This is a genomic window from Streptomyces dysideae (assembly GCF_001514305.1).
GTDB classification, from domain to species: domain Bacteria; phylum Actinomycetota; class Actinomycetes; order Streptomycetales; family Streptomycetaceae; genus Streptomyces; species Streptomyces dysideae.
Window position 1 is genome coordinate 43070 of record NZ_KQ949078.1, and the last position, 25127, is coordinate 68196.

Sequence of the window (25127 nt, forward strand, 5' to 3'; positions counted from 1 at the left end):
GCCACACACATCACTGGAGCAACTGGGACACGCTTGTGAACGCGTTCACATTCACAAGGAATTATGACGCATGGCCGTTCGAGGCGTGAGAGGCGGGGGGTCCCCCAACGCGACCGACCGGCCCCACCAGGCCTGGACCGGTCGGCCCATGGCATGAGAAGGGCGCCTTGGTTCCACGTGAAACCAAGGCGCCCGGCTGCCGCCCCCTCGGGGCGGCAGCTCTACAGCTCCTTACGGAAGCCCTCCGCCACCTTCAGGAAGATGTCGTTCGCCTCGGTCTCCCCGACCGTCACCCGCACACCTTCACCCGGGAACGGCCGGACCACCACGCCCGCCTGATCACACGCCGCCGCGAACGGGACCGTGCGCTCCCCCAGCCGCAGCCACACGAAGTTGGCCTGCGTCTCGGGCACCGTCCAGCCCTGGGCGCGCAGCCCGTCCACCACGCGGTTGCGCTCACACACCAAGGAGCCGACCCGGCCGAGCAGCTCGTCCTCGGCACGCAGCGAGGCGATCGCCGCGTCCTGCGCGAGCTGGCTCACGCCGAACGGCACCGCCGTCTTGCGCAGCGCAGCGGCCACCGGCTCATGGGCGATCGCGAAGCCGACGCGCAGACCGGCGAGGCCGTACGCCTTGGAGAAGGTCCGCAGGACGCAGACGTTCGGCCGCTCGCGATAGATCTCCACACCGTCCGGCACCTCGGCGTCACGGATGAACTCGCGGTACGCCTCGTCGAGCACCACCAGCACATCGCCGGGCACCCGGTCGAGGAACCGCTCCAGCTCGGCCCGCTTCACGACCGTGCCGGTCGGATTGTTGGGGTTGCAGACGAAGATCAGCCGGGTCCGGTCGGTGATGGCGTCGGCCATCGCGTCCAGGTCGTGCACATCGCCCGGTGTCAGCGGCACCCGCACCGAGGTCGCGCCGCTGATCTGCGTGATGATCGGGTACGCCTCGAAGGACCGCCAGGCGTAGATGACCTCGTCACCGGGGCCGGAGGTGGCCTGCAGCAGCTGCTGGGCGACGCCGACCGAGCCGGTGCCGGTGGCGAGATCGGAGACGGGGACCCCGAAGCGCTCTGACAGCTCGTTCATCAGGCCCGTACAGGCCATGTCCGGGTAGCGGTTGAAGGACGAGACGGCCGCGGTGACGGTCTCCATCACGCCGGGCAGCGGCGGATACGGGTTCTCGTTGGAGGACAGCTTGTAGGCCACCGGCCCGCCGGCCGCGGCGGGCTTGCCCGGCTTGTAGGTGGGGATACCGTCCAGCTCGGCGCGCAGCTTCGGGCTCGTCTCGCTCACCGCAGTCCTCCTCATGACCACCACCAGGCTTTCAATACTTCTCACCTTATGAGGATTCGGCGCCGCTGCGTACAGGTGAGGACAGACCGCATCCGTCACATGCGCATCAGGGGCATCACAGCACGAACGCGCGCGAATCGGGGGGCGCACCACAGATATATCTATGCGCCGGTGGCTCGCGCCGTGGCGCGCATCCCTCGTGAAGGTGAGTTGAGACCTCTTCGAAACATCGGCCACTTGGCAGGCGCGTACGCGCCGACAAGTCACGTCCTGCCATTGGATCGCTCAACTACCTTGCATTCAAAGGAATTTGACGCTCCATGACCTTGCAGAAACGTGCCTGTCAACGAGTGCATATGCGTCCGCACTACCCCACCGCATGAGCCCTACTATCGGCTCGCCATGACAGCAGCAGGGAAGCACCAGGTGAGCCGAGCGGAGACCACCCGACGAGGCAACCGGCCAGGCAGAGCGGGCATCAGAGACGTCGCCGCAGCCGCCGGAGTCTCCATCACGACCGTCTCCGACGCCCTCAACGGCAAGGGCCGGCTCCCGGAGGCCACCCGACGCCATGTCCGCGAGGTCGCCGACCGACTGGGCTACCGCCCCTCGGCCGCCGCCCGCACCCTCCGTACCGGCAAGTCAGGACTCATCGGCCTGACCGTGACGACGTACGGGGATGAACCTTTCACCTTCACCGAGTTCGCGTACTTCGCGGAGATGGCCCGCGCCGCCACCTCGGCCGCGCTCGCCCGCGGCTACGCCCTCGTCATCCTCCCCGCGACCTCGCGCCACGACGTGTGGTCGAACGTCGCCCTCGACGGCACGGTCGTCATCGACCCGTCCGACCAGGACCCGGTCGTCAGCGAGCTGGTCCGGCAAGGACTGCCGGTCGTCTCCGACGGGCGCCCGGCCGGCTCGCTGCCGGTCACCGCGTGGGTCGACAACGACCACGAGGCCGCCGTCCTCGGCATCCTCGACCACCTGGCCGACGCCGGGGCCCGCCGCATCGGCCTGCTGACCGGGACGACGACGGACACGTACACCCGCCTGTCGACCACGGCGTATCTGCGCTGGTGCGAGCGGGTCGGCCAGGATCCGGTGTACGAGGCCTACCCGGCGCACGATCCGTGCGCCAGCGCCGTCGCCGCCGACCGGCTGCTCGCCCGCCCGGACCGGCCGGACGCCGTCTACGGTCTGTGCGACCCGAACGGCACCGACCTGCTCGCCGCCGCCCGCCGCTACGGACTGCGCGTACCGGACGACCTGCTTCTGGTCTGCTGCAGCGAGTCCACCTTGTACGCCAACACCGAGCCGCCCGTCACCACGCTCTCGCTGAAGCCGCGCCGCATCGGCACCGCGGTGGTCCAGCTCCTCATCGACGCCATCGAGGGGGTCGAGTCGGACCAGCCGGTCGAGCAGGTGATACCGACCGAACTGATCGTGCGTACCTCGTCCCAGCGACGACCGCCGCGCACGACCGTCAGCCCGCCGCGGTCCTCCGAGGACCAGTAGGCCGCGGGGGAGCGTTCACAGAAAGCCTTTACGGTGGACGGCCCGGCAATCCCGTCACAAGGTCCGGCCACCGCACGGACGAAGCCCTGCCCAATCGGGGCGAAAGCCGCGGTGAACCGGAGTCCTGCGCCGATTCACCACCCCTGGGTCATCACATGGCGCGATCGGCATTCCTATGATGGGCCCACGACACCGCGGGCCGCTGCGACCAGGCAGTCCGACGCGGTGCAGCTGCGGCGCGATGGTGGAGGGGTCTGATGACTCAGGGGGCCGGTCAGGGACCCGAGGTGGAGCGGACGGCGACGTTGCGCGACTTCCGGGTACCCGCTTACGTCCACGAGACCGGTCCGTACGTCCACAGCATGCACCCCGGCGATGTCGCCGGACCGGCCGAGGAGACGGGTGCGCCCGTGGACTATCCCGAGGGGTACACGCCCACACAGCGCGATCTGCCCGTCATCAATCGGGGTGACACCGTTCAGGTCGCCGTCGACCCCGCGTCCGTGGCGGAACCCCTGACGGCGGCCGGTCCCGGTCCACTGTTCGTCGTCGGTGATGTGCACGGCTATCTCGACGAACTGGTGGCCGCGCTCCAGGAGAAGGGCCTCATCGACTCCGCCGGGAACTGGAGCGCGGGCACCGCCCGCCTGTGGTTCCTCGGCGACTTCACCGACCGCGGCCCGGACGGTATCGGCGTCATCGATCTCGTGATGCGGCTGTCCGCCGAGGCCGCCGCGGCCGGCGGCTACTGCAAGGCCCTGATGGGCAACCACGAACTGCTGCTGCTCGGCGCCAAGCGGTTCGGCGACACTCCGGTCAACTCCGGCGCGGGCACCGCCACCTTCCAGGCGGCCTGGCTGCTGAACGGCGGCCAGAAGACCGACATGGACCGTCTCCAGGACCACCACCTGCAGTGGATGGCCCGGCTGGACGCCATGGAGGAGGTCGACGGCCATCTACTCGTCCACTCCGACACCACCGCCTATCTCGACTACGGCGACTCGATCGAGGCGGTCAACGACACTGTCCGCGAGACGCTCACCCGCAACGACGCCGACGAAGTCTGGGATCTGTTCCGCAAGTTCACCAAGCGCTTCTCCTTCCGCGACGAGGGCGGCGCCGACCATGTCCGCTCCCTGCTCGATACGTACGGCGGCACCCGCATCGTTCACGGTCACAGCCCCATTCCGTACCTGCTGGGTGAAGTCGGCTCCGAGGAGGGCGAGGACGAGACAGGCCCCCTGGTCGAGGGACCGCACGTCTACGCCGACGGACTCGCCATCGCGATGGACGGCGGAGTGACCATGGCCGGAAAGCTGCTGGTCCAGCAACTTCCCCTGGATATCTGAACGTTCACAGGGCAGACGATCCCCCATGACGGACGGACCGGAGACGACGCAGGCCAGGGCCCAATTTCGGTAAACCCCCTGTCACCGTGTGCCGTCACCGCTCTACCATCGGCTTATCCGTAGCAGGCTCCCCTCCGTTTCTGCCCGACGGCTCGTCAGCGTGCGAGCCCCAAGCCCTACGGAGCATCGGGGGATGCACATGAACAGCGTTCCGCAGCACCTGCACAGCGAGGACCGCCAGGAATACGAGCGGATCCTCGATGAGGCGCTGCGCTCCGCACCACACCGCCCGGAACTGGCCGCTGTCGGACAGCGGCTCAACCCCGAACAGCTGCGCACCATGGCGCTCAACGCCACCGCACTCGTCACGGCGGCCGCGGCGACCGAGTACCAGCACTACGTGAAGGTCCGCGAGGAACTGCGCCGGCCGGCGCCGTCCACCCCGTCGTCCGTCCGCGAATCCGGCTCCTCGGAACCGGGTGCGGGCGGCATGGGGCTCGCTGCCACCATGGGAGAAGTCACCGCCGAGACCGGCGCGGGCGCCGTCGCCGTCGTCGCGGTCCTCGCTCCCGTCCTCGCCGGAACCGCCGCGGCGATCTTCCTGCTCGTGGGTTACATCCTGAAGATGCTCGACCCCGAGCCGGCGTTCGCCCAGACGATGCTCAACACCGGTTGGGTGTTCGGTGCCGTCACGGCGGCCGCGATCCTGGTCGCCGCCGTCGGACTCCTGCTCACCGCCCTGCGCAACAGGCCGTCGCTCGACAGTGGGCCGTACGGCGAACTGGGCGGGGAGGTGGCCCGGGCCAGGGAGGCCTGGCGCGAGGCACTGCTGGAGCGCGGCATCCTCCCCTTCCTGCGGGAGGCACTCGCCGACCCCGGCACGGCCACGGCACTGCACCAGACGGCACCGTCGTCACCGGCCGGCCGGATGCCGCACCTCGGCTACGACCGTCCCGGCTTCAGCAGCCCCGACGACGGCGCCCCGGGTTCGCGCCCGCGCTTCTCCAGCCCGGACTACACCAGCCCGGACTTCGGGGGACCGGACCACCAGCCGGAGTAACCCCCGGCCCGCGCCCCCGCTTCGAGGGGGCCCCGGTCGAGGGGGCCCTCCTCATCGGGGGAGCGCAAGCCGGACAGCCGGGCATGGCGACCTGGGTCAGAACGTCGGCTCAGTCCGCGATCGGCAGGTACACCCGGTTGCCCGCCGCCGCGAACTCCTGCGACTTCTGAGCCATGCCCTCCTCGATCTCCTCCCGGGACGCGCCGTGCTCGCGCCGGATGTCCTGGGAGATCTTCATCGAGCAGAACTTGGGCCCACACATCGAGCAGAAGTGGGCCGTCTTGGCGGGCTCGGCCGGCAGCGTCTCGTCGTGGAACTCCCGTGCCGTGTCCGGGTCGAGGGCCAGATTGAACTGGTCCTCCCACCGAAACTCGAAGCGGGCGTCCGACAGCGCGTCGTCCCAGTCCTGCGCACCCGGGTGGCCCTTGGCGACGTCGGCCGCATGGGCGGCGATCTTGTAGGTGATGACGCCGGTCTTGACGTCGTCCCGGTTGGGCAGGCCCAAGTGTTCCTTGGGCGTGACATAGCAGAGCATCGCGGTGCCCCACCAGGCGATCATCGCGGCACCGATGCCTGAGGTGATGTGGTCGTACGCCGGCGCGACGTCCGTGGTCAGCGGGCCGAGCGTATAGAACGGAGCTTCATCGCAGATCTCCTGCTGAAGGTCGATGTTCTCCTTGATCTTGTGCATCGGGACATGGCCCGGGCCCTCGATCATGGTCTGTACGTGGAAACGCTTCGCGATCCGGTTGAGTTCCCCGAGCGTCTTCAACTCCGCGAACTGCGCCTCGTCGTTGGCGTCCGCGATCGAACCCGGCCGCAGACCGTCGCCCAGCGAGTACGTGACGTCGTAGGCGGCGAGGATCTCGCACAGCTCCTCGAAGTTCTCGTACAGGAAGCTCTCCCGGTGGTGCGCGAGGCACCACGCGGCCATGATCGACCCGCCCCGGGAGACGATGCCGGTCTTGCGGTTGGCGGTCAGCGGCACATACGCGAGGCGGACGCCCGCGTGGACCGTCATGTAGTCCACGCCCTGCTCGGCCTGCTCGATGACCGTGTCCTTGTAGATCTCCCAGGTCAGTTCCTCGGCGCGGCCGTCGACCTTCTCCAGCGCCTGGTAGAGCGGCACCGTGCCGATCGGGACGGGGGAGTTGCGCAGCACCCACTCGCGGGTGGTGTGGATGTTGCGGCCGGTGGACAGGTCCATGACCGTGTCGGCGCCCCAGCGGGTCGCCCAGGTCATCTTCTCGACCTCCTCCTCGATGGAGGACGTCACCGCGGAGTTGCCGATGTTGGCGTTGACCTTCACCAGGAACCGCTTGCCGATGATCATCGGCTCGATCTCCGGGTGGTTGACGTTGGCGGGCAGCACGGCCCGGCCCGCCGCGATCTCCTCGCGGACGACCTCGGGCGAGACGTTCTCCCGGATGGCCACGTACTCCATCTCGGGCGTGATCTCGCCCCGGCGCGCGTAGGCAAGCTGAGTGACCGCCTGTCCGTCCCGGCCGCGGCGCGGCTGGCGCGGTCGGCCGGGGAAGACCGCGTCGAGGTTGCGCAGGCCGCCGCGCGGCGAGGTGTGCTTGATCCCGTCGTCCTCGGGGCGCACGGGACGGCCCGCGTACTCCTCGGTGTCGCCGCGGGCGGTGATCCAGTTCTCCCGCAGCGGCGACAGGCCCCTGCGGACGTCGGTCTCGACGAGCGGATCGGTGTACGGGCCTGATGTGTCGTACAGCGTGACCGACCGCCCGTTGGTGAGGTGCACCTGACGGACCGGCACCCGCAGGTCGGGGCGGGTGCCCTCGACGTACGCCTTGTGCCAGCCGATGGATTTCCCGGCCTCCGCGTCCGACGAACCGTTCGCCGGTCCGTTCGTCGCGTTCTGCGTGGAGGCAGGCGTGCGTGCGTCCTTGATGGTCATGAGACCTACTCCCTACGCCGGCATTACCCGGTAACAGGTTCGGCGGTCGACGCAGCGGCTTCCGTCTGTCGACGTTTCGTGTGAAACATCACTCGCTTCCGATGACGTTCCACGTGAAACATCGCTGGGACGGAGGTCAGCGCCCTCTCAGCCCGGTGCTCCGAGCTCCCGCGTGTACAAAGGTGCCTCCACGCTAGCGGCAATTTGGGCGCGGTGAACAGAGGGCCCCTGTCGTTCTTGCGATGATCGGTCGGTGACCACGACGCATGAACCCCCGTACCCACCGCCCGAGCCGCCCCGCGGCCCTGGCTCCGGAAACGGCCCCGGACGCGGCAACGGCCGCGGAGAAGGCCGCGGTTCCGCGGGCGAACAGGGCGGCATCGGGGCCGGGTCAGGCTCAGGAGCCGGATCCGGATCCGGCTCCGGCGGCTGGCACGAGCGCGGGCCCGGCAACGGCGGTGGTCAATTCGAGCAGGGGCCAGGGAACGGTGGCCGGTTCGGGCAGGGGACAGGGACGGCTGACCGGTTCGGGCACGGGCCTGCGGCCGGGTCCGGAGGTCGGCACGACAGCGGGCCCGGCTCCGGTGAGGGACACGGCGGTGGCTCCGGGGGCGGCCACGGCCCTGGTCCCGGCGGCGGGCACGGACACGGGCCAGGGGGCAGCCACGACGGTGGCAGCGGCGGGCGTGGACATGGTCCCGGCGGCCACGACGGTGGCAGCGGCGGTGGCGGGCACGGTCACTCGCACAGTCACGCCCACGGTCCGGCGGCCCCGGTCTCGAAGCATCTGCGCAAGGTCATCGCGGCGGTTCTCATCCCGTTCACCGCGGCGGTCGTCGTAGGGCTCGCGGTGCTGTGGCCCGGTGGTGCGCCGCCGCACGAGCGCACCGGAGTCGGGTTCGACCGGCAGACGCAGCAGGCCACGGTCACCAAGGTGGACGAGGTGAGCTGCAAGGACGTTAACGCCTCGGGAGTGCCTCCGACCGGCGACACCTCCACCGCGGAGGGCTCCTCGGCGCAGCAGCAGGAGAACGGCACCTGCAAGAAGGCGACGATCCGCGTCGACACGGGCAAGGACAAGGGCCGTACGTTCACGGAGATCGTGCAGCCCGACCAGTCGCGGCAGCTGCACGAGGGCCAGGAGGTCGTGGTCGCCTACGAGCCCTCCGCGCCCAGGGATCTGCAGTACTCGGTCACCGACGTGAACCGCAGGTTCCCGATGGCATTGCTCGCCGGCATCTTCGCGCTCGCCGTCGTGGCGGTGGGCCGGATGCGGGGTGTGATGGCGCTGGTCTCGCTGGCCGTCAGCTTCCTGGTGCTGACCCTCTTCATCCTGCCCGCGATCCTGCAGGGCTCGAACCCGCTGGTCGTGGCAGTGATCGGGGCGAGCGCCATCATGCTGGCGGCCCTCTACCTGTGCCACGGCCTGTCGGCCCGTACGTCCGTGGCGGTGCTCGGCACGCTGATCTCGCTGCTGCTGATCGGCGTCCTCGGCTCGCTGTTCATCGGCTGGGCCGCGCTCACCGGCAACACGGACGACAACACCGGGCTGATCCACGGGCTGTATCCGTCGATCGACATGAGCGGTCTACTGCTGGCCGGCGTCATCATCGGTTCGCTCGGTGTCCTCGACGACGTGACGGTCACGCAGACGTCGGCGGTCTGGGAGCTGCACGAGGCCAATCCCACGATGGGCTGGCGCGGGCTGTACCGCGCGGGCATCCGCATCGGGCGCGACCACATCGCGTCCGTCGTCAACACGCTGGTCCTCGCCTACGCGGGCGCCGCGCTGCCGCTGCTGCTGCTCTTCTCGATCGCGCAGAGCAGCGTCGGCACGGTCGCCAACAGTGAGCTGGTGGCGGAGGAGATCGTGCGCACGCTGGTCGGCTCGATCGGCCTGGTCGCCTCGGTGCCGGTCACCACGGCCCTCGCGGCCCTCGTGGTCTCGGCCGACCGGCCCGAGCAGGAGCCGGTGCCGGCGGGTGCGGGGCCGGCTCCTGCTCCGGCGCGGAGCGGGGGGCGGGGACGGCGGCGCAAGCGGTGAAGGGCCGCCGAGCGGGGCGGTCGGCTCCTGGGCCGAGCCAGCGACCCTGGCCCGCCCGTTCCCGCTCGGAAGCGCCTCACATCGACGGAGGCAGGGCGAGCAGAAGCGTTCCTGCATAACTCCGGGGACCGCGCTGAAGCGTTACGCCATGGCCGCTCCCCGGCTGCCGTAACGCTTCATCCCGCGCTCTGCTCCTCCGCCAGGATGCGGTCCAGCGCCTCGTCGAGATGGGCGTCGAAGTCGCCGAGGGCGCCCTCCTGACCCAGCGGCACCAGCTTGTCGGTGCGGTCGAGGAAGGTCACGAGCGGCGCCGCCGACGAGCGGAACAGCGCCTGGTCGCTGCCGACCTGAAGCCTGATCAGCACATCGCCGAGCGTGTCGGGATCGGCCGGCGCGACATGCACGTCCCCCTCCCCGCACGGCCGGCCCACCCCGTCGATCAGCAGCTCGCGGCCGAATGCCCACGTCACCGGGGCGTCACCGGGCAGGTGGAAGGTCAGCCGTACGGCATAGGGATCACACGTCTCGTAGCCGAGCTCCACCGGGATGCGGAAGGAGAGCTCCTCGGAGACGAGAAAGCTCATCATGACCTCTGCCTGCACGGACTCGCGCATCGCCTACCCCGTCGTTTGCCGTCGAGTGGCCGGGAACCGGTCGCCCGACACTGATGGAATCTTGCTGAACGTACACGGGAGATCACAAGGAGTGAGTTTTCAGATACTGATAGAGAGCGCCAGCGACCCCAGCAACCGCCCGACCTCGGTCTGCAGCTGCCGTGTCGCCGACATCAGCCGTTCGGCCTGATGGACGGGCAGCGAGATGGCGATTGTCGCCGCCGTGGTGCCCAGCGTGATCGGAATCGCCGCGCAGACCGTGCCCAGGGCGTACTCCTGACGCTCGATCACCGGTTCCATCCGCCCGGTCCGTTCGAGGCGCCGGAGCAGGGTCTGGTTGTCACGCACCGTGTACGGGGTGATGGACCGCACCGGGTAGCGGTCGAGGTGGTCGCGGCGGGCGTCGTCGTCCAGCTGGGACAGCAGGCACTGGCCGATGGCGTGCGCGTGCCCCGTCTCGCGGAAGTCGGCCCATTCCTGGACCGCGGGGTTCGCCGGGGTGTCGGAGACGCAGAGGAGCTCGATCTCACCGTCGCGGTACACGGCGTAGTACACGGGGACGCCTAGCGCGTCGCGCCAGTGCGCCAGGGTGTCGGCGATCGTGCTGCGACGTTTCTGCTGGGCTCCACTGCTGCTCAGCCGCTCGGCCGCCTCACCGAGGAAGAACAGCCCTTTGTCGCGCCGCAGATAGCCCTCGTGCACGAGGGTGCGCAGCAGGTGGTACGCCGTGGGGAGCGCCAGGCCGGTCTCGCGGGCCAGTTGTTTGGCGGGGGCGCCGTGTTCGTGTCCGGCGACGCATTCCAGCAGGCGCATCGCGCGCTGGACGGATCCGATGAGGGTGGCGTTGTGCGGCTGGCCGGAGGGTTCCGTCGAGGGCGGGGGCGGTGCCGTCGTGCGATGCGGCCGCACGGACGGGGGCGGTGCCGTCGTGCGATGCGGCCGCACGGACGGGGGTGTCGCCGTCGTCGCGGTCGGCTGTGCGGGGGGTGTTGTCGTTCCCGGGGTGGAGAAGGCGGCCCGGGCCGGCGGTGCTTGGGATTCTGAGGGTGCGGTGTCAACCGTGGCCAAGGGTCACTCCCGAAGCGCGAGGGGGCTGCCCGTGCGGGGGAACACGGGAGGGGGTGTACGCCGCTCGCGGGGTCGTCCCCGCGTCGATTTCCGGACTCTATTCGCCTGTCACCGCTCACAGACGGCCTGTCCGGGAAACTTCCCTCGCCCGAGGGAACCGGTGATTCCTGTTACCGGTTCCCGGCCCCCGCCACGCTCACCAGTCGTCGCGCGACGAAGAGCTCGACGTGAACTTCCGTACGACGTAGATCAGTCCGCCGACCAGTGCCACGAAGACCAGCAGCTTGAAGAGCAGCCCGATGACGAATCCGACGACGCTGGCTATCAGCCCGCCGAACACGACCAGGGCGATGACCGGCACCGCGATCCACTTCACCCACCACGGCAGTCCCGCGAAGATCTCTCGCATCGCCCTCGTCCTTGCCTCTCTGCCCGCCGCTGTGCCGGGTCCGGTCGACTTCTCGGAATCTTCTGATCCCTGCCATCGATGCTAGGTCGGCAGGTGCCCCGGCGGGGGTCTCGCACCCCTTGTCCTCCCCTGATCGATCCCCTAGGGAATCCCGGGGCACAAGCTCAGCTCTCGGGCGGAGAGAACACCACGAGTACCCGCAGGTCCTCGCTGATGTGGTGGAACTTGTGGGCAACGCCGGCCGGCACGTACACCACGCTGCCGCGCGCCACCTGGGTGGTCTCCATGCCGACGGTGATCGCGGCGCGGCCGCTCACAACGAAGTAGACCTCGTCCTGGTTGTGCGGCTTCTGTGGATCGTGCTCACCCGCATTGAGCGCGTACAGACCGACCGACATGTTCCGCTCACGCAGAAACTGCAGGTAGGCGCCCTCATTGGCGGCGCGTTCCGCCTCCAGCTCGTCCAAACGGAATGCCTTCATCGCCCTCTTCCGCTCTTGTGCCGCTGCTCTTGGCCGATCTCGTCTGCCACGATCAGACACATGATGAATTTCCTAGTCAAGACGATCGCCAACGCGGGCGCCCTGGCAGTCGCCGTATGGCTGCTCGACAAGATCACCCTGACCGGTGCCGGCACGGGCAAGAAGGTCGGCACGCTGCTTCTCGTTGCACTGATCTTCGGCCTGGTGAACTTCCTGGTCAAGCCGATCGTGCAGCTGCTGAGCCTCCCGCTGCTCATCCTGACGCTCGGCCTGTTCACCCTGGTCGTCAACGCGCTGATGCTGATGCTGACCTCATGGCTGGCCGACAAGCTCGACCTGAGCTTCCACGTGGAGGGCTTCTGGACCGCCGTCCTCGGCGGCCTGATCATCTCGATCGTGTCCTGGGCCCTCAACATGGTCCTGCCCGACAGGGACTGAGCACCGATGACCTACCGCGTCTGCTTCGTCTGCACCGGCAACATCTGCCGCTCCCCGATGGCCGAGTCCGTCTTCCGCGCCCGTACGGCGGAGGCCGGGCTCGACGGCCTGATCGAGGCCGACAGCGCCGGCACCGGCGGCTGGCACGAGGGCGACGGCGCCGACCCGCGCACCGTCTCCGTCCTGAAGGAGGCTGGCTACGACGGCGGTCACACGGCCCGGCAGTTCCAGCCGTCCTGGTTCTCCCGCCTCGACCTCGTCATCGCCCTCGACGCCGGCCACCTCAAGGCCCTGCGCCGTCTCGCGCCCTCCCCCGAGGACGCGGAGAAGGTGCGGCTGCTGCGCTCCTACGACCCCGCCGCAGGCGACGACCTGGACGTACCCGACCCGTACTACGGGGGCAGGGACGGCTTCGAGGAGTGCCTCGCGATGGTGGAGGCGGCGAGCACGGGCCTGCTCGCCGCGGTACGCGACCAGGTGGAGGGACCGGTATGAGGAGTACGGGCCCGCAGGGGCGGCCTGCGGGCGGCGGTGAGGGCACGCGCGCGGTACGGGCCGGGCTGCCCGAGCCGGTCAGGCACGAGCCGACCCTGCCGGGGCCGGTGTTCGCCGCGCACTACCACCTGCCGGGCGAGCCCACGGGCCCGTACACCTACGGCCGCGACGAGAACCCGACCTGGACGCTGCTGGAACGCGCCGTAGGCGAGCTGGAGGCGCCGGGGCGGGAGGGCGTGGAGACGCTCGTGTTCGCCTCCGGCATGGCCGCCGTCTCATCGGTGCTCTTCTCGCAGCTGCGCGCCGGAGACGCGGTCGTGCTGCCCAGCGACGGCTATCAGGCGCTGCCCCTGGTACGCGCGCAGCTGGAGGCGTACGGCATCGAGGTGCGCACCGCGCCGACCGGCGGTGACGCTCAGCTCGACGTCCTCGACGGCGCTGGGCTGCTGTGGATCGAGACGCCGTCGAACCCCGGCCTCGACGTGTGTGACATCCGGCGGCTCGTCGAGGCGGCACACGCGCGTGGCGCCCGCGTCGCCGTCGACAACACCCTCGCGACACCGCTCGGCCAGCGTCCGCTGGAGCTCGGCGCCGACTTCTCCGTGGCCAGCGGCACCAAGCAGCTCACGGGACACGGCGACATCCTCCTGGGCTACGTCGTCGGCGGCGACGCCGAGGCCATGGCCGCCGTACGCCGCTGGCGCAAGATCGTCGGGGCGATCCCGGGGCCCATGGAGGCCTGGCTCGCGCACCGTTCCCTCGCCACCCTCCAGCTCCGCGTGGACCGGCAGAGCGCCACCGCCCTGGCCGTCGCCGAGGCGCTACGGGGGCGGTCCGAGGTGACCGGGCTGCGCTATCCGGGGCTGCCTGACGACGCCTCGCACATGATCGCCGCGCGGCAGATGCGGCGCTTCGGCTGCGTGGTGTCCTTCACGCTGCCCACGCGCGCGCGTGCCGACCGTTTCCTGGACGCGCTGCGGCTCGTGGACGCCGCGACCAGCTTCGGCGGGGTGCGGTCCACGGCCGAACGGCGCGGGCGCTGGGGCGGGGACGCGGTGCCGGAGGGCTTCATCCGGTTCTCGGTCGGTGCCGAGGACCCCGAGGACCTGGCGGCGGATGTGCTGCGGGCGCTGGACGAATCGGCGGACTGACCGGTCCGCGCAGGCGCCGGGCGGTGTCCCGCTACGTACAACGGACGGTCCGAGCCTCCCCCCTCGTGGCTCGGACCGTCCTCGGTTCTGCGCGCGAAGAACCGCGCGAACAAGGCTAGTTGACTCTCTGTCAGTGTCCAATCACCGTAGCGACAGAGACCTATCGACTTATTTATAGTAAGACCCTGCCTCGGGGGCGGGGAGAAGGGCAGGGAAGGGGAGTCCGCGCCATGGATCTGGCCTTGCTGCGCACCTTTGTGACGGTGCACCGGGCCGGCTCCTTCACCCGGGCCGCCGCGCTGCTCGGCCTCTCCCAGCCTGCCGTGACCTCGCAGATCCGCACCCTGGAACGGCAGCTGGGCCGCCCCCTGTTCCTCCGGCAGGCCCGCGGGGTGACCCCGACGACCATCGGCGATGAGCTCGCCCACAAGGCCGCGCCGCATCTGGATGCCCTGGTGGAGATCGCCGAGACGGGTCTCGACGACGAGTCCTCCTTACGCACCCTGCATCTCGCCGGGCCTCCCGAGTTCACCGCCGAGCGCGCGCTGCCCGCGCTCACCGAGCTGACCGGCGAGGACGGCCAGGGCTTCGCGCTGCGCGCCTCCTTCGGGAACGCCGAGGAAACCCTGGAAGGGCTGGCCGCCGGGCATCACGATCTGGCCATCAGTACGGCCCGTCCGCGCGGTGCACTACTCACGGCGACTCCACTCTGCGACGAGGAGCACGTCCTGGTCGCCGCCCCGGACTGGGCCGAGCGGATCGGCCCGGCGGAACCAGACCGCAAGGGCGCGCCCGGCCCGGACGACGTCCCGGTCATCGAGGTGCACGAGTCGCTGCCGTTCGTCTCCCGCTACTGGGCGTCCGTCTTCGACGCCCGGCCGGCCGTCCCGGGCACCGTCATCGTTCCCGACCTGCGCGCGGTACTCGCCTGCGCGGTCGCGGGGGCGGGGCTGGCGGTGCTGCCCCGCTATCTGTGCGCGGCCGCCCTGGAGCGCGGCGACGTGGCAGCCCTGCACGATCCGCCGGTGCCACCGCTGCGGACGTATTTCCTGGTGGTCCGCACCGGAACGCTGGCGATGCCCCACATCGCGCGGGCCCATGAGTGGCTGTTGCGGGCGGCCTTCGACTGGTGTTGAACCCGGAATTCCGGCTCGTCACGCGGTGGTCCCAGCGGGTGACGATTCGCTATGTTTCACGTGGAACAAGGAGGGCCACATTTCTCCCATGACCGTCCGACCCGTGGTCAAGCGCACCGCCCGCGCCGTTCTGCTGGACGGTGACGACCTGATCCTGATCAAGCGCACCAAGCCCGGCATGGATCCCTACTGGCTCACCCCCGGTGGCGGGGTCGAGCCGACCGACACGACCGTCGTCGACGCCCTGCACCGTGAGGTGTACGAGGAGCTCGGCGCCAAGATCACCGACGTGGTGCCCTGCTTCGTCGACACCGTCGAGCACATCGGCGAGGACGGCGGCGCGACCGGCGTGAAGGTGCAGCACTTCTTCGTCTGCCACCTGGAGTCCATGGACACCTCCCTGCGGCACGGCCCCGAAGTGGACGACCCCATCGGCGAGTACGAGATCGTCCGGGTGCCGTTCACCCGGGTCGGGATCGCCTCCGTCCACCTCGTACCGCTGTCGCTGCGGCACTACCTCGACGGCAACATCGAGGGCGTACGCGCCATGCACGCCCCCGACCTGGGCTGACACCTCAGTCGCCGATGACGACGAGCTCCTCCACCGAGTCGTGGCGTATGCGCTCCGCGGGGATGCCGCTGTTCCTCAGGGCGTCCACACCGCTGCGGATCATGCCGGGCGGGCCCGAGACATAGGCGTCGTACTCGTTCCAGGGCCCGTACTCGCGGATGGCGTCGGGGAGCTGGAGCAGCCCGTGCCGGTCCACCACCGGGCGGACCTCCAGCCAGGGGTGGAGCTGCTGGAGCCTGAGCATCGTGTCGATGTCGTACAGGTCCTGGTTGGTGCGGGCACCGTAGAACACCTCGACCGGCCGCCGCTGGCCGTGCTCGGCGACATCCTCGACCAGTGCCTTGATGGGCGCTATGCCGGTGCCGCCACCCAGACAGAGCAGTCCGCTGTCGGTGGTGTGGTCCACGGTCATCGAACCGCCGGGCGGACCGAGCCGGATGATGTCGCCGGGGCGGGCGCGGTGCACCAGGGCGTTCGAGACCCAGCCGGCGGGCACGGCCTTCACATGGAACGTCAGCAGACCGTCGGGGCGGGGTGCCGAGGCGAAGGAGTAGTGCCGCCAGATCCGCGGCCACCAGGGCGTCTCCAGGCTCGTGTACTGCCCGGCGAGGAAGGGGTAGGGCTGGTCGGGACGGACGGTGACAACCGCGACGTCCGAGGTTCTGAGGTCGTGCGAGACGACCTCCGCGTACCACCAGGCGGGGGCGCGCAGTTCGTCCGCGGCCGCCGCGTCGATCATCACCTGCGAGATCGTCGTGTACGCCCGGACCCAGGCCGCCTCCAGCTCCGGGTTCCAGATACCGGCGGCGTACTTGCTCAGCGCGCCGATCAGGCACTCGCCGACGGCCGGGTAGTGCTCGGCTCGGGTGCCGTACTTGCGGTGGCCGCGGCCGAGGTTCTGCAGGTACTCGACGAGGACGGGGGTGTTGTCGATGTGCTCGGCCGCGGTGAGCAGCGCCTTGAGCAGCCGGTCCCGCTGGGTGTCCATCGCGGCCGGGAACAGGGAGCGCAGATCGGGGTGGCGGACGAAGAGCAGCGCGTAGAAGTACGAGGTGACCTTGTCGGCGACGGGGCCGATCTCGGTCATCGTCCGCCGGATGAGGACGGCGTCCGGGGAGGCTTCGCGGGCCGGGACGGGGCGCTGGGCGGGGACGCGCTGCGGGGTGGGGGGTCCTGCGGTGGGTGCGGGTGCGTGGGGCGACAGCGTGGGCGGGGCCTCGGTGCGGGTGGGCGCGGGGGGCGGTGTGTGGGGCCGCGTCTCGACGGGCGGAGCTGTCGGGGGCTGGGCGTGGGCCGGGGCAGATGCCGGTGTCGGGTGCCGCGCCTGGGTAGGGGCGAACTCGGCGGGCGGGCCTCCGGCCGGAACGGGCTGGGGCGTCGGTATCGGGGGCCGCGCTTCAGCCGAGGTGGGAGGCGCGGGGGGCGATATCGGGGGCAGCCCGTCGGCCGGAGAGGGGCCCGGCGTCGATGTCCCGGGCGGGGTCTGTCGCTCCCGGGCCGTCGCGTCGTCGTCCGCGGGGTGCGAGGTGTCGCCGGTGGGCGGGCCCGGTGTGGGTGGTGCGCTGTGCCGGGCCGACGGGGGCGTGGCCTCGCCCGTCGTGGTCCTGCCCACCGGGCGCATGGCGGCCAGGCGGTAGCCCTCGGCCGGCTCCTGCTCGCCGCCCGGGTTGGTCGCCGGCTGCTTGCGCGGCGTGAACCAGCCGCCCCCGCCGCCGGAAGTGCCGTTGTCGGCCGACGTGGTGGTCGGAGCGTCCATGGTGTGCCTCGCCTCGAACATCTTTCGGTCGGTCTGCGCACTTCCTCGGTCGGAAGGTGCCTGCTTCCCCCGCAGACGGCTTGCTGTCCCCGTTCGGTGCTGCGACCAATGCGGCCACATTCAACCCGTATTCGTGCTCGGTACGGACAAGTAAGGCGAGAGTGTGACATTGGCCGCAGTACTCTCACCGCAGCATCCCATCGCGTTGGGACGCCCTGGCCGCATAACCGGAAATGCGGGTCTTCGATCTCTCCGTCCCGTTAGGCTTCATTGCCTTGCTCTCGGTCCGTACCAGGTCTCTGCATCACAGAGTGGATACGAACCGGAGTCGACCATACCGGCCGTCGGCCCGATCACAAGTCCCCCCATGCGCCCTCACGAATTGAGCAAGGGGCGAACCGTGAATTCCCTCGATTACCGGGCGTGGCGCACCAATACATAGGCTTCCCACAGATCTCCACCCATGTAGGAATGCGTCGCGAGACCGGACAGATAACGGTCCGCGTTGACCGCGACGGAAACCGGCACCGCCCCGAACAGGTCCGTGTCCGACGACGAGTCGCCGTAGGCAACGCAGTCGGCCCGGGGCACCCCGAACCCCGCGCACAGCTGATCGGCGATCCGGACCTTGGCCGCGGCGCTGAGGACCCCGGCCGGGTCGACGGGCTGCGTGAACGGCACGGCGGGGAAGCGTGACCCGTACGCCGCATGTGCGTCCCAGCCGGTGAGCCGTTCGACGAAGAAGGACGGCGAGAGCGACACGACGGCGCAGTAGTCGCCCCGGTCCCTGATCTCCGCCCAGACCTTGTGGATACGGGCCAGCCACGGAGCGCCCTCGAATGCGGCTGCCACATGCGCCTCGGTCAGCTCCGCCCACAGCGCGTGCACCCGCGTCGCATACTCCGGCGGCCCGATCAGCCCCGCCGAGATCTCCCGGTCGAGTGCCACCGTCTCGGCCTCCAGTCCGAGCTGCCGTGAGATCTCCACGGGCGCGGACGTGCCGAGCAGCAATCTGCCGTCGAGGTCGAGGAGGTGAAGTCTCGCCATGAGCCCTGAGGCTAGTGGGGCGTACGTTGGCTCCCCCTGCGCGGAGACTGAGGGACGCTCGCCGTTCGCCCATGTTTCACGTGAAACACCCGGCATCCGTCTCCTCGCCGTGCGGTTGGCCATGACATGGCCAAAAGCTCGTACGTCTCCCCCGAAAAGGCTGGACGGCCAGGGCTGTTGTCAGACAGCCTGACCTGCGTGCCGACTCCTTCCCACGCCTCTCTGCCCATCCGCCGTCTGACGCTCCGCGATCTCCACGCCTGCGCCGACCTGTCCGAGGACCGGGGCTGGCCCCGTGAAGAGCACAAGTGGGGTTTCCTCCTCACGGCCGGGAAGGGCTACGGCATCGACGACCCTGACGGCGGCCTGGTCAGCGCCTGCGTCATCACCGAGTACGGACCGCGGGACCACCCCGATCTGGGCGCCATCGGCATGGTGCTGGTCGCCGAGCGGCATGCCCGCCAGGGCATCGGACGCCGCCTGATGCGACACGTCGTCTCGGCAATGGGCCCTACCCCGCTGACGCTGCACGCGACGCCGTACGGCCGCCCTCTCTACGAGGAGCTCGGCTTCAAGGTCACCGGGCGGGCCGAGATGCTGCGCGGGCACTTCACGCCCCTCGGTCCGCAGCCCGGGGTCGCCACGCGTGCGGCCACCGCCGAGGACCTCACCGCGATCCTCCGGCTGGACGAGGAGGTGTTCGGCACCGATCGCACGCACATCATCACGCGGCTGCCCGCCTTCGCCGACCGGCTGCGCGTCGCCGAGGAGAACGGCCGGATCGTCGGCTACGCGGCCGCCTGGCCCAACATGGACACACATGTCGTGGGCCCGCTGATCGCCCGCGACACGGAGACGGCCAAGGCGCTCATCGCCTCTCTCGCCGCCCACACCGACCGCCCGCTGCGCACCGACATCGACGTACGGCACGAGGAGCTGCTGGCCTGGGCGAAGGAGCACGGCCTGGCCTGCGTCGCCTTCAACTCGGTGATGACGTACGGGATCTCGGAACTGCCCGGCGACTGGACCCGGCGGTTCGCGCCGGTGACGGTGGCGGCGGGCTGAGGCTCATCGGCAGACGGCGACGCCGGTTCCCGAGGTTGTCGGGAACCGGCGTTCTGGCCGAAGGGCACACTCCGTCAGGCGAATGCCCCCCACGGCGGCCGTGGCGAAGCCGTGGTCCTGCCCCGGTGCGCCTCCGCCGACTCCGATCGCGCCGATCAGCCGGCCGTCACGGTGGATCGGCACGCCGCCGGCGATGAAGAGCAGCGGCCGGTCGAGCGTGGTCGGCAGCGTGTGGAAGAGGCCGCCGGGGCTGCACGGCGTCGACGAGGTCGGCGGTGGGCGTGCTCAGCTGAGGCGCCGTGTACGCCTTGCGGGTGCTGGTCTCTCCCGAGATCAGCACGGCCCGGTCGTCACGCCGGAGGCGAGCAGATGGCCACCGGCGTCCAGGACGGTGACGCTGACCGTGACCCCGGCGGCCTCGGCTGCGTGGCGGGCGGCGGCGACGAGGACCTCGGCGTCCTGGATGGCCAGAGTGACGACGGCGGTGGTGATGGCGCTCATGAGGGGTGTCTCCTTGTGGGTGGTGCCGGGGCGGTGTGCCACTGGTCCGGAAGCGCGGGGACGGCCCTGGCCCCGCGCCCAGGGCGGTTCAGTGGTGGGCGGCGGTCGTCGCATGCTCGGCGGGTAGGGCCCCCGCCACGACGGCGCTGGGTGGGCTGTCCCGGCGCTCCAGGGCGGCCGAGAGGAGGGCGAGCAGCAGGGCGGCCGCGGCGAGGGCGGCGCCGACCCAGTTGGGCGCGGTGTAGCCGAGACCGGCCGCGATGACGAGGCCGCCGAGCCAGGCGGAGAGGGCGTTGCCCAGGTTGAAGGCGCCGATGTTCACGGCCGAGGCCAGTGTCGGGGCGCCGTGCGCCTGGTCCAGGACGCGCTTCTGCAGCGGCGGGACGGTGGCGAAGCCCAGGGCTCCGATGAGCGCGATGGTGACGGCCGCGAGGACCTTGTGGTGCGCGGTGAGCGTGAAGAGCGCGAGCACGACAGCGAGGGCGCCCAGGGAGACGTAGAGCATGGGCATCAGCGCGCGGTCGGCGAACCTGCCGCCGATCAGGTTGCCGCCGACCATGCCGAGGCCGAAGAGGACCAGCAGCCAGGTGACAGAGCCGTCGGCGAAGCCGGCGACCTGGGTCATCATCGGCGCGATGTAGGTGATGGCCGCGAAGACGCCGCCGAAACCGAGGACCGTCATCGCCATCGCGAGCAGCACCTGGACGTTCCTGAAGGCGGCCAGCTCGTGGCGCAGGCGGACGCCCTCGGCCCTGGGCATGTCGGGGACGAGCCTGGCGATGCCGGCCAGGCCGACGACGCCGAGGGCGGCGACGATGCCGAAGGTGACACGCCAGCCGACGGACTGCCCGACGAGCGTGCCCAGCGGAACACCGACGACGTTGGCGACGGTCAGGCCGGTGAACATCATCGCGATGGCTCCGGCCTTTCTGTCCGGGGCGACCAGGTCGGCCGCGACGACCGAACCGATGCCGAAGAAGGCGCCGTGAGCGAGCGAGGCGACCACGCGGCCGATCAGCATGACGGCGAAGACGGGCGCGACGGCGGACAGCAGGTTGCCGGCGATGAACAGCCCCATCAGCAGCATCAGCATCCGCTTGCGGGAGATCCGGGTGCCGAGCACGGTCATCAGCGGAGCGCCGATCACCACGCCGAGCGCGTAGCCGGTCACCAGCAGGCCGGCGGTGGGGATGGAGACCCCGTAGTCGCTCGCGACCTCGGGCAGCAAGCCCATGATCACGAACTCGGTCGTGCCGATTCCGAAGGCCCCGATCGCGAGGGCCAGAAGCGCGAGAGGCATGAGGGGGTACACCTTCCCAAACGATTGCAAGAGCTCTTTAGATGCGATGACAATACTTGCAGACGCTCTATAGTTTCAACCGACCGCTATTGCAGCGGGACCTATGACGTCGCTCCACGCACCCCCCTCGGCCCACGCCCGCATAGGCTGCGACCATGGGAGATCTTGAAATACGGCCCGCCACCACGGAGGACGTCTCCGCGATCGTCGCGATGCTCGCCGACGACCCGCTGGGCGCCCAGCGCGAGTCCCCCGACGACCTGACCCCCTACCTTGCGGCGCTGAGGCGCCTGAGTCGCGACCCGAACCAGCACCTGGTCGTGGCCGTCCGGGAGGGGCGCGTGGTCGGAACCCTGCAGCTCGCGATCATTCCCGGCCTGTCCCGCAAGGGCGCGGTCCGCTCGATCGTCGAAGGCGTCCGCGTCCACACCGACGAGCGGGGCAGCGGGCTGGGGACACGGCTCATCGAGTGGGCGATCGACGAATCCCGGCGCCAGGACTGCCAGTTGGTCCAGCTGACGTCCGACAACACCCGCACGGACGCCCACCGCTTCTACGAGCGGCTCGGCTTCACGGCCTCACACGTGGGCTTCAAGCTCTCCCTGTAACGCGGTGAGGCGCCGTGTTTCACGTGAAACACGGCGCCTCATTCACGCGGACGGGCGCGCGGCGGCTCACCTGGGCAACGACCGCTAACCGATCCCTCGCCACCCGTCCGAACCCACTCCACCCGGCACGGAAGCGCCCTCGTCGTACGGCTGACGCGTGAACACGAACGACCCGAGGTTCAGGTGGTCGACGGACCCGTCCGGTCGCCGTACGACCTTCAGGAGCTCTCCGGCGTAATAGCCCTCCAGGCCCGTCCAGGTGCCGTCACCGTTGGCGCGGAACCGTGAGCGGCGGCCGCTCCCGGACAGCGGACCCAGCGAGGCCAGACCGTCGGCGGTCAGCCGCAGGGCGAAGGCGTGCGTACCCCAGTACCACTGCCCCACCAACTCCAGTACGGCCGGATCGACTTCGGGCATCGGCCGCCACGGCTCGGGAATCCGCGGCTCGGCGTCGGCGACAATGCGCACGAGATCGGCGGCGATCGTGAACGCCGCCGGACCGGACGTGCAGTTGGCCAGCACCACCGCCGCGACGTCGTCCGCCACGCTGAACGTGAGGCCCGCCACGAAGCCCGGCAGCGAACCCGAGTGCCCGGCGAGCAGCCGCCCATGCCGCTGCTGGATCTGCAGCCCGAAACCGTACGCGGCGCCGTCCGCGACATCCGCCGCCTCGGCCGGTGCGGCGGGCGTCCTCATCTCCCGTACGGTCTCCTCGCTCAGCACCCGGTCGTCCCCCTTGGCCAGGAACACCGCGAACCGCGCCAAGTCGGCGGTCGTGGACCAGAGTTGACCGGCCGGGGCCATCCGCCCGAGGTCCTCGACAGGTTCGGGCAGCATCACATCGGCCCAGGGGTGCACCGCCCAGCCACCCGCGTGCGGCGCCCACGGTCGTGCGCTCGTGTGGTCGAGGCCCAGGGGTTCGAGCACTTCACGCCGCAGTACGTCCTCCCACGGAGCCCCGCGCAGCTTCTCCACCAGGGCGCCCAGCAGGGTGTAGCCGGGGTTGGAGTAGTGGAAGCGGCGGCCGACCGGATGCAGGAGGGGCTGCTCACCCAGTACGTCGGAGAGCTCGGGCCGCAGCGACCCCGGCGTCCGCTCCCACCAGGGTCCCGGCGACTCGGCGGCCAACCCACCGGTGTGGGCCAGGAGTTCGGCGACAGTGGCCTCCCCCGCGCCGGTGCCCGGCAGGTGCTTCTCCAGCGGGTCGCCCAGGTCGAGCAGCCCCTCGTCGCGCAGCCGCAGCACCAGAACGGCGGTGAAGGTCTTGGTGATCGAGCCGATCCGGTACTGCACGTTCTCGTCCGGCCCGTGCCCGTCCACCGAGGTCCGCGAGCCGTGCCACACGGTATGGCCGTCCCGTACGACCGCCGCGACCAGCGACGGTGCACGTCCTTCGGCCTGGGCCACGGCGATCCGGTGCAGCAACGCCCGGCGCGTACCGGGAAGCAGCTCTTCCTGAGATGTCGTCATGCCCCCAGTCCACCCCGCCGGGTGCACGGGAGTCGAGCGCATATCCCCTGGGTGCGGTGCGTCAGGTCTGCGCCATGTCCACGAACCGCGAGTAGTGGCCCTGGAAGGCGACCGTGATCGTGGCCGTCGGGCCGTTACGGTGCTTGCCCACGATGATGTCCGCCTCGCCCGCGCGCGGCGACTCCTTCTCGTAGGCGTCCTCACGGTGCAGCAGGATCACCATGTCGGCGTCCTGCTCGATGGAGCCGGACTCACGCAGGTCGGACACCATCGGCTTCTTGTCGGTGCGCTGCTCGGGACCACGGTTGAGCTGCGAGAGCGCGATCACCGGCACCTCCAGCTCCTTGGCCAGCAGCTTGAGGTTACGGGACATGTCCGAGACCTCCTGCTGACGGCTCTCGGAACGCTTCGAACCACCGGCCTGCATCAGCTGCAGATAGTCGATGATCACGAGCTTGATGTCGTTGCGCTGCTTCAGCCGGCGGCACTTCGCGCGGATCTCCATCATCGACAGGTTCGGGGAGTCGTCGATGTAGAGCGGCGCGGCCGAGACCTCGGGCATTCGGCGTGCCAGCCGCGTCCAGTCCTCGTCCGTCATCGTGCCGGAACGCATGTGGTGCAGGGCCACGCGGGCCTCGGCGGACAGCAGACGCATCGCGATCTCGTTGCGGCCCATTTCGAGGGAGAAGATGACGCTGGCCAGGTTGTGCTTGATCGATGCCGCGCGCGCGAAGTCCAGCGCGAGCGTGGACTTACCCATGGCGGGGCGGGCCGCGATGACGATCATCTGGCCCGGGTGCAGGCCGTTGGTGAGCGAGTCGAGGTCCGTGAAGCCGGTGGGCACGCCGGTCATCTCGCCGCTGCGGGAGCCGATCGCCTCGATCTCGTCGAGGGCGCCCTCCATGATGTCGCCGAGCGGCAGATAGTCCTCGCTGGTGCGCTGCTCGGTGACCGCGTAGATCTCCGCCTGGGCGCGGTTGACGATCTCGTCGACGTCGTCGTCGGCCGCGTATCCCATCTGCGTGATGCGGGTGCCGGCCTCGACCAGCCGGCGCAGGACCGCCCGCTCATGGACGATCTCCGCGTAGTACTCGGCGTTCGCCGCCGTGGGCACCGTCTGCACGAGCGTGTGCAGATAGGATGCGCCGCCGACCTTGTTGATCTCGCCGCGCTTGGTGAGCTCGGCGGCGATCGTGATGGGGTCGGCCGGCTCGCCCTTGGCGTAGACGTCGAGGATCGCCTGGTAGATCGTCTCGTGCGCCGGCTTGTAGAAGTCGTGGCCCTTGAGGACCTCGACGACGTCGGCGATGGCGTCCTTCGACAGGAGCATGCCGCCGAGGACCGACTGCTCGGCGTCGAGGTCCTGCGGTGGTACCCGCTCGAAGGCCGTGCCCCCGCCGTCCCACTCGCCGGTGTCCCGGCCTCGGTCATGCTGTTCGTCGCGGCCCCGGCCTCCGTTGCCGCGGCCGCGGGAGGCGGGCAGACGGTCACTGGGACCACTGTCGGCCCAGGGATCGTCCAAGGGCTCGGAAATGCTCACCGAGCCACCTCCTCCCGTCCGCAGAGCGGACCTCGCCGTGCCCCTCATTTCTACGGCACGCCACTGACAACTGAGACGCCCAACTCCGGTTCTGGCTCGCCGGTTTTGTGCTGGTTTCCCAGCCGACGGACGGAGCGGGCGCCGGACCACGGTAGGCCCGTCGGCACCGTCAGCCAATCTGGTTATCCACAGGCCATGTGGACGACGGCCCGGATGCTGTGGAGAACTCCGCAAAACCTGTGCACGACCCGGTGGACAGGCCTGTGAACAAGCCCCCATCCCTCCCGAG

At 70.0% G+C, this 25127-nt stretch carries 22 protein-coding genes and 1 pseudogene; 11 read left to right on the top strand and 12 right to left on the bottom strand.

Annotated elements, in window-relative coordinates:
* Positions 1–221: 221 nt before the first annotated feature.
* The gene (gene hisC / locus AQJ91_RS08615; RefSeq protein ID WP_067018150.1) at positions 222–1301 is read right to left on the bottom strand and encodes a histidinol-phosphate transaminase; all 1080 of its coding nucleotides are present in this window, start codon (positions 1299–1301) and stop codon (positions 222–224) included.
* A gap of 402 nt (positions 1302–1703) precedes the next feature.
* Here hisC and AQJ91_RS08620 point away from each other — a divergent pair, with 402 nt between their 5' ends.
* From AQJ91_RS08620 to AQJ91_RS08630, 3 genes are all read left to right on the top strand, one after another.
* Entirely contained in the window at positions 1704–2816 is a 1113-nt protein-coding gene (locus AQJ91_RS08620; RefSeq protein ID WP_067018152.1) for a LacI family DNA-binding transcriptional regulator, read from the top strand.
* A 257-nt stretch (positions 2817–3073) separates the two neighbouring features.
* A complete protein-coding gene (locus tag AQJ91_RS08625) occupies positions 3074–4165 on the top strand; it encodes a metallophosphoesterase (RefSeq protein ID WP_067018153.1) in 1092 nt (363 codons plus the stop codon).
* A 193-nt stretch (positions 4166–4358) separates the two neighbouring features.
* Entirely contained in the window at positions 4359–5225 is an 867-nt protein-coding gene (locus AQJ91_RS08630) for a hypothetical protein (RefSeq protein ID WP_067018155.1), read from the top strand.
* Positions 5226–5334: 109 nt separating this feature from the next.
* Here the strand turns inward: AQJ91_RS08630 and thiC are convergent, their stop codons facing one another.
* Positions 5335–7143, bottom strand: a complete 1809-nt coding sequence (gene thiC / locus AQJ91_RS08635; RefSeq protein ID WP_067018157.1) for a phosphomethylpyrimidine synthase ThiC — start codon at positions 7141–7143, stop codon at positions 5335–5337.
* A 253-nt stretch (positions 7144–7396) separates the two neighbouring features.
* Here thiC and AQJ91_RS08640 point away from each other — a divergent pair, with 253 nt between their 5' ends.
* On the top strand, positions 7397–9187 hold the full coding sequence (locus AQJ91_RS08640) for a YibE/F family protein (protein ID WP_079084778.1): 1791 nt from the start codon (positions 7397–7399) through the stop codon (positions 9185–9187).
* Positions 9188–9363: 176 nt separating this feature from the next.
* Here AQJ91_RS08640 and AQJ91_RS08645 read toward each other — a convergent pair whose 3' ends face one another.
* The 4 genes from AQJ91_RS08645 to AQJ91_RS08660 form a co-directional block, all read right to left on the bottom strand.
* Entirely contained in the window at positions 9364–9801 is a 438-nt protein-coding gene (locus AQJ91_RS08645) for an SsgA family sporulation/cell division regulator (RefSeq protein WP_067018159.1), read from the bottom strand.
* Positions 9802–9900: 99 nt separating this feature from the next.
* Positions 9901–10710 carry an IclR family transcriptional regulator gene (locus AQJ91_RS08650; protein ID WP_234381933.1) on the bottom strand — a complete coding sequence of 270 codons (810 nt, stop codon included), beginning with the start codon at positions 10708–10710 and terminating at the stop codon, positions 9901–9903.
* A 355-nt stretch (positions 10711–11065) separates the two neighbouring features.
* Positions 11066–11278, bottom strand: a complete 213-nt coding sequence (locus AQJ91_RS08655) for a DUF5326 family protein (protein WP_067018161.1) — start codon at positions 11276–11278, stop codon at positions 11066–11068.
* Positions 11279–11442: 164 nt separating this feature from the next.
* Positions 11443–11760, bottom strand: a complete 318-nt coding sequence (locus AQJ91_RS08660) for a cupin domain-containing protein (RefSeq protein ID WP_067018163.1) — start codon at positions 11758–11760, stop codon at positions 11443–11445.
* A 60-nt stretch (positions 11761–11820) separates the two neighbouring features.
* Here AQJ91_RS08660 and AQJ91_RS08665 point away from each other — a divergent pair, with 60 nt between their 5' ends.
* The 5 genes from AQJ91_RS08665 (at position 11821) to AQJ91_RS08685 (ending at position 15551) form a co-directional block, all read left to right on the top strand.
* Positions 11821–12198: a phage holin family protein gene (locus AQJ91_RS08665; protein WP_067018165.1), complete on the top strand. Its 378-nt coding sequence runs from the start codon at positions 11821–11823 to the stop codon at positions 12196–12198.
* 6 nt (positions 12199–12204) lie between these two features.
* Positions 12205–12693 (top strand): low molecular weight protein-tyrosine-phosphatase, encoded by a 489-nt coding sequence (locus tag AQJ91_RS08670; RefSeq protein WP_067018167.1) that lies wholly within the window; start codon positions 12205–12207, stop codon positions 12691–12693.
* Positions 12690–13844 (top strand): cystathionine gamma-lyase, encoded by a 1155-nt coding sequence (locus AQJ91_RS08675; protein ID WP_067018169.1) that lies wholly within the window; start codon positions 12690–12692, stop codon positions 13842–13844. Before AQJ91_RS08670 ends, AQJ91_RS08675 begins: the two co-directional genes overlap by 4 nt.
* Before the next feature lie 230 nt (positions 13845–14074).
* Positions 14075–14980: a LysR family transcriptional regulator gene (locus tag AQJ91_RS08680; RefSeq protein ID WP_067018170.1), complete on the top strand. Its 906-nt coding sequence runs from the start codon at positions 14075–14077 to the stop codon at positions 14978–14980.
* A gap of 88 nt (positions 14981–15068) precedes the next feature.
* The gene (locus tag AQJ91_RS08685) at positions 15069–15551 is read left to right on the top strand and encodes an NUDIX domain-containing protein (protein ID WP_067018172.1); all 483 of its coding nucleotides are present in this window, start codon (positions 15069–15071) and stop codon (positions 15549–15551) included.
* A gap of 4 nt (positions 15552–15555) precedes the next feature.
* Here the strand turns inward: AQJ91_RS08685 and AQJ91_RS08690 are convergent, their stop codons facing one another.
* Positions 15556–17307 (bottom strand): globin domain-containing protein, encoded by a 1752-nt coding sequence (locus tag AQJ91_RS08690; RefSeq protein ID WP_067018719.1) that lies wholly within the window; start codon positions 17305–17307, stop codon positions 15556–15558.
* A 414-nt stretch (positions 17308–17721) separates the two neighbouring features.
* Positions 17722–18354, bottom strand: a complete 633-nt coding sequence (locus AQJ91_RS08695) for an HAD family hydrolase (protein ID WP_067018174.1) — start codon at positions 18352–18354, stop codon at positions 17722–17724.
* A 198-nt stretch (positions 18355–18552) separates the two neighbouring features.
* Between AQJ91_RS08695 and AQJ91_RS08700 the strand changes: the two genes are divergently transcribed.
* Positions 18553–19419 (top strand): GNAT family N-acetyltransferase, encoded by an 867-nt coding sequence (locus tag AQJ91_RS08700; RefSeq protein ID WP_067018176.1) that lies wholly within the window; start codon positions 18553–18555, stop codon positions 19417–19419.
* A 3-nt stretch (positions 19420–19422) separates the two neighbouring features.
* Here the strand turns inward: AQJ91_RS08700 and AQJ91_RS08705 are convergent.
* Positions 19423–20034: pseudogene (locus AQJ91_RS08705) on the bottom strand (heme-binding protein).
* On the bottom strand, positions 20009–21220 hold the full coding sequence (locus tag AQJ91_RS08710; RefSeq protein ID WP_067018178.1) for an MFS transporter: 1212 nt from the start codon (positions 21218–21220) through the stop codon (positions 20009–20011). The pseudogene AQJ91_RS08705 and the gene AQJ91_RS08710 overlap by 26 nt, the downstream one beginning before the upstream one ends.
* Positions 21221–21375: 155 nt before the next feature.
* Here AQJ91_RS08710 and AQJ91_RS08715 point away from each other — a divergent pair, with 155 nt between their 5' ends.
* Positions 21376–21828, top strand: a complete 453-nt coding sequence (locus AQJ91_RS08715; protein ID WP_067018180.1) for a GNAT family N-acetyltransferase — start codon at positions 21376–21378, stop codon at positions 21826–21828.
* A gap of 84 nt (positions 21829–21912) precedes the next feature.
* Here the strand turns inward: AQJ91_RS08715 and AQJ91_RS08720 are convergent, their stop codons facing one another.
* Positions 21913–23298, bottom strand: coding sequence for a serine hydrolase domain-containing protein (locus tag AQJ91_RS08720; RefSeq protein ID WP_067018182.1), 1386 nt, complete (start codon positions 23296–23298; stop codon positions 21913–21915).
* A 61-nt stretch (positions 23299–23359) separates the two neighbouring features.
* The gene (gene dnaB, locus AQJ91_RS08725; RefSeq protein ID WP_067018183.1) at positions 23360–24838 is read right to left on the bottom strand and encodes a replicative DNA helicase; all 1479 of its coding nucleotides are present in this window, start codon (positions 24836–24838) and stop codon (positions 23360–23362) included.
* Positions 24839–25127 lie beyond the last annotated feature (289 nt).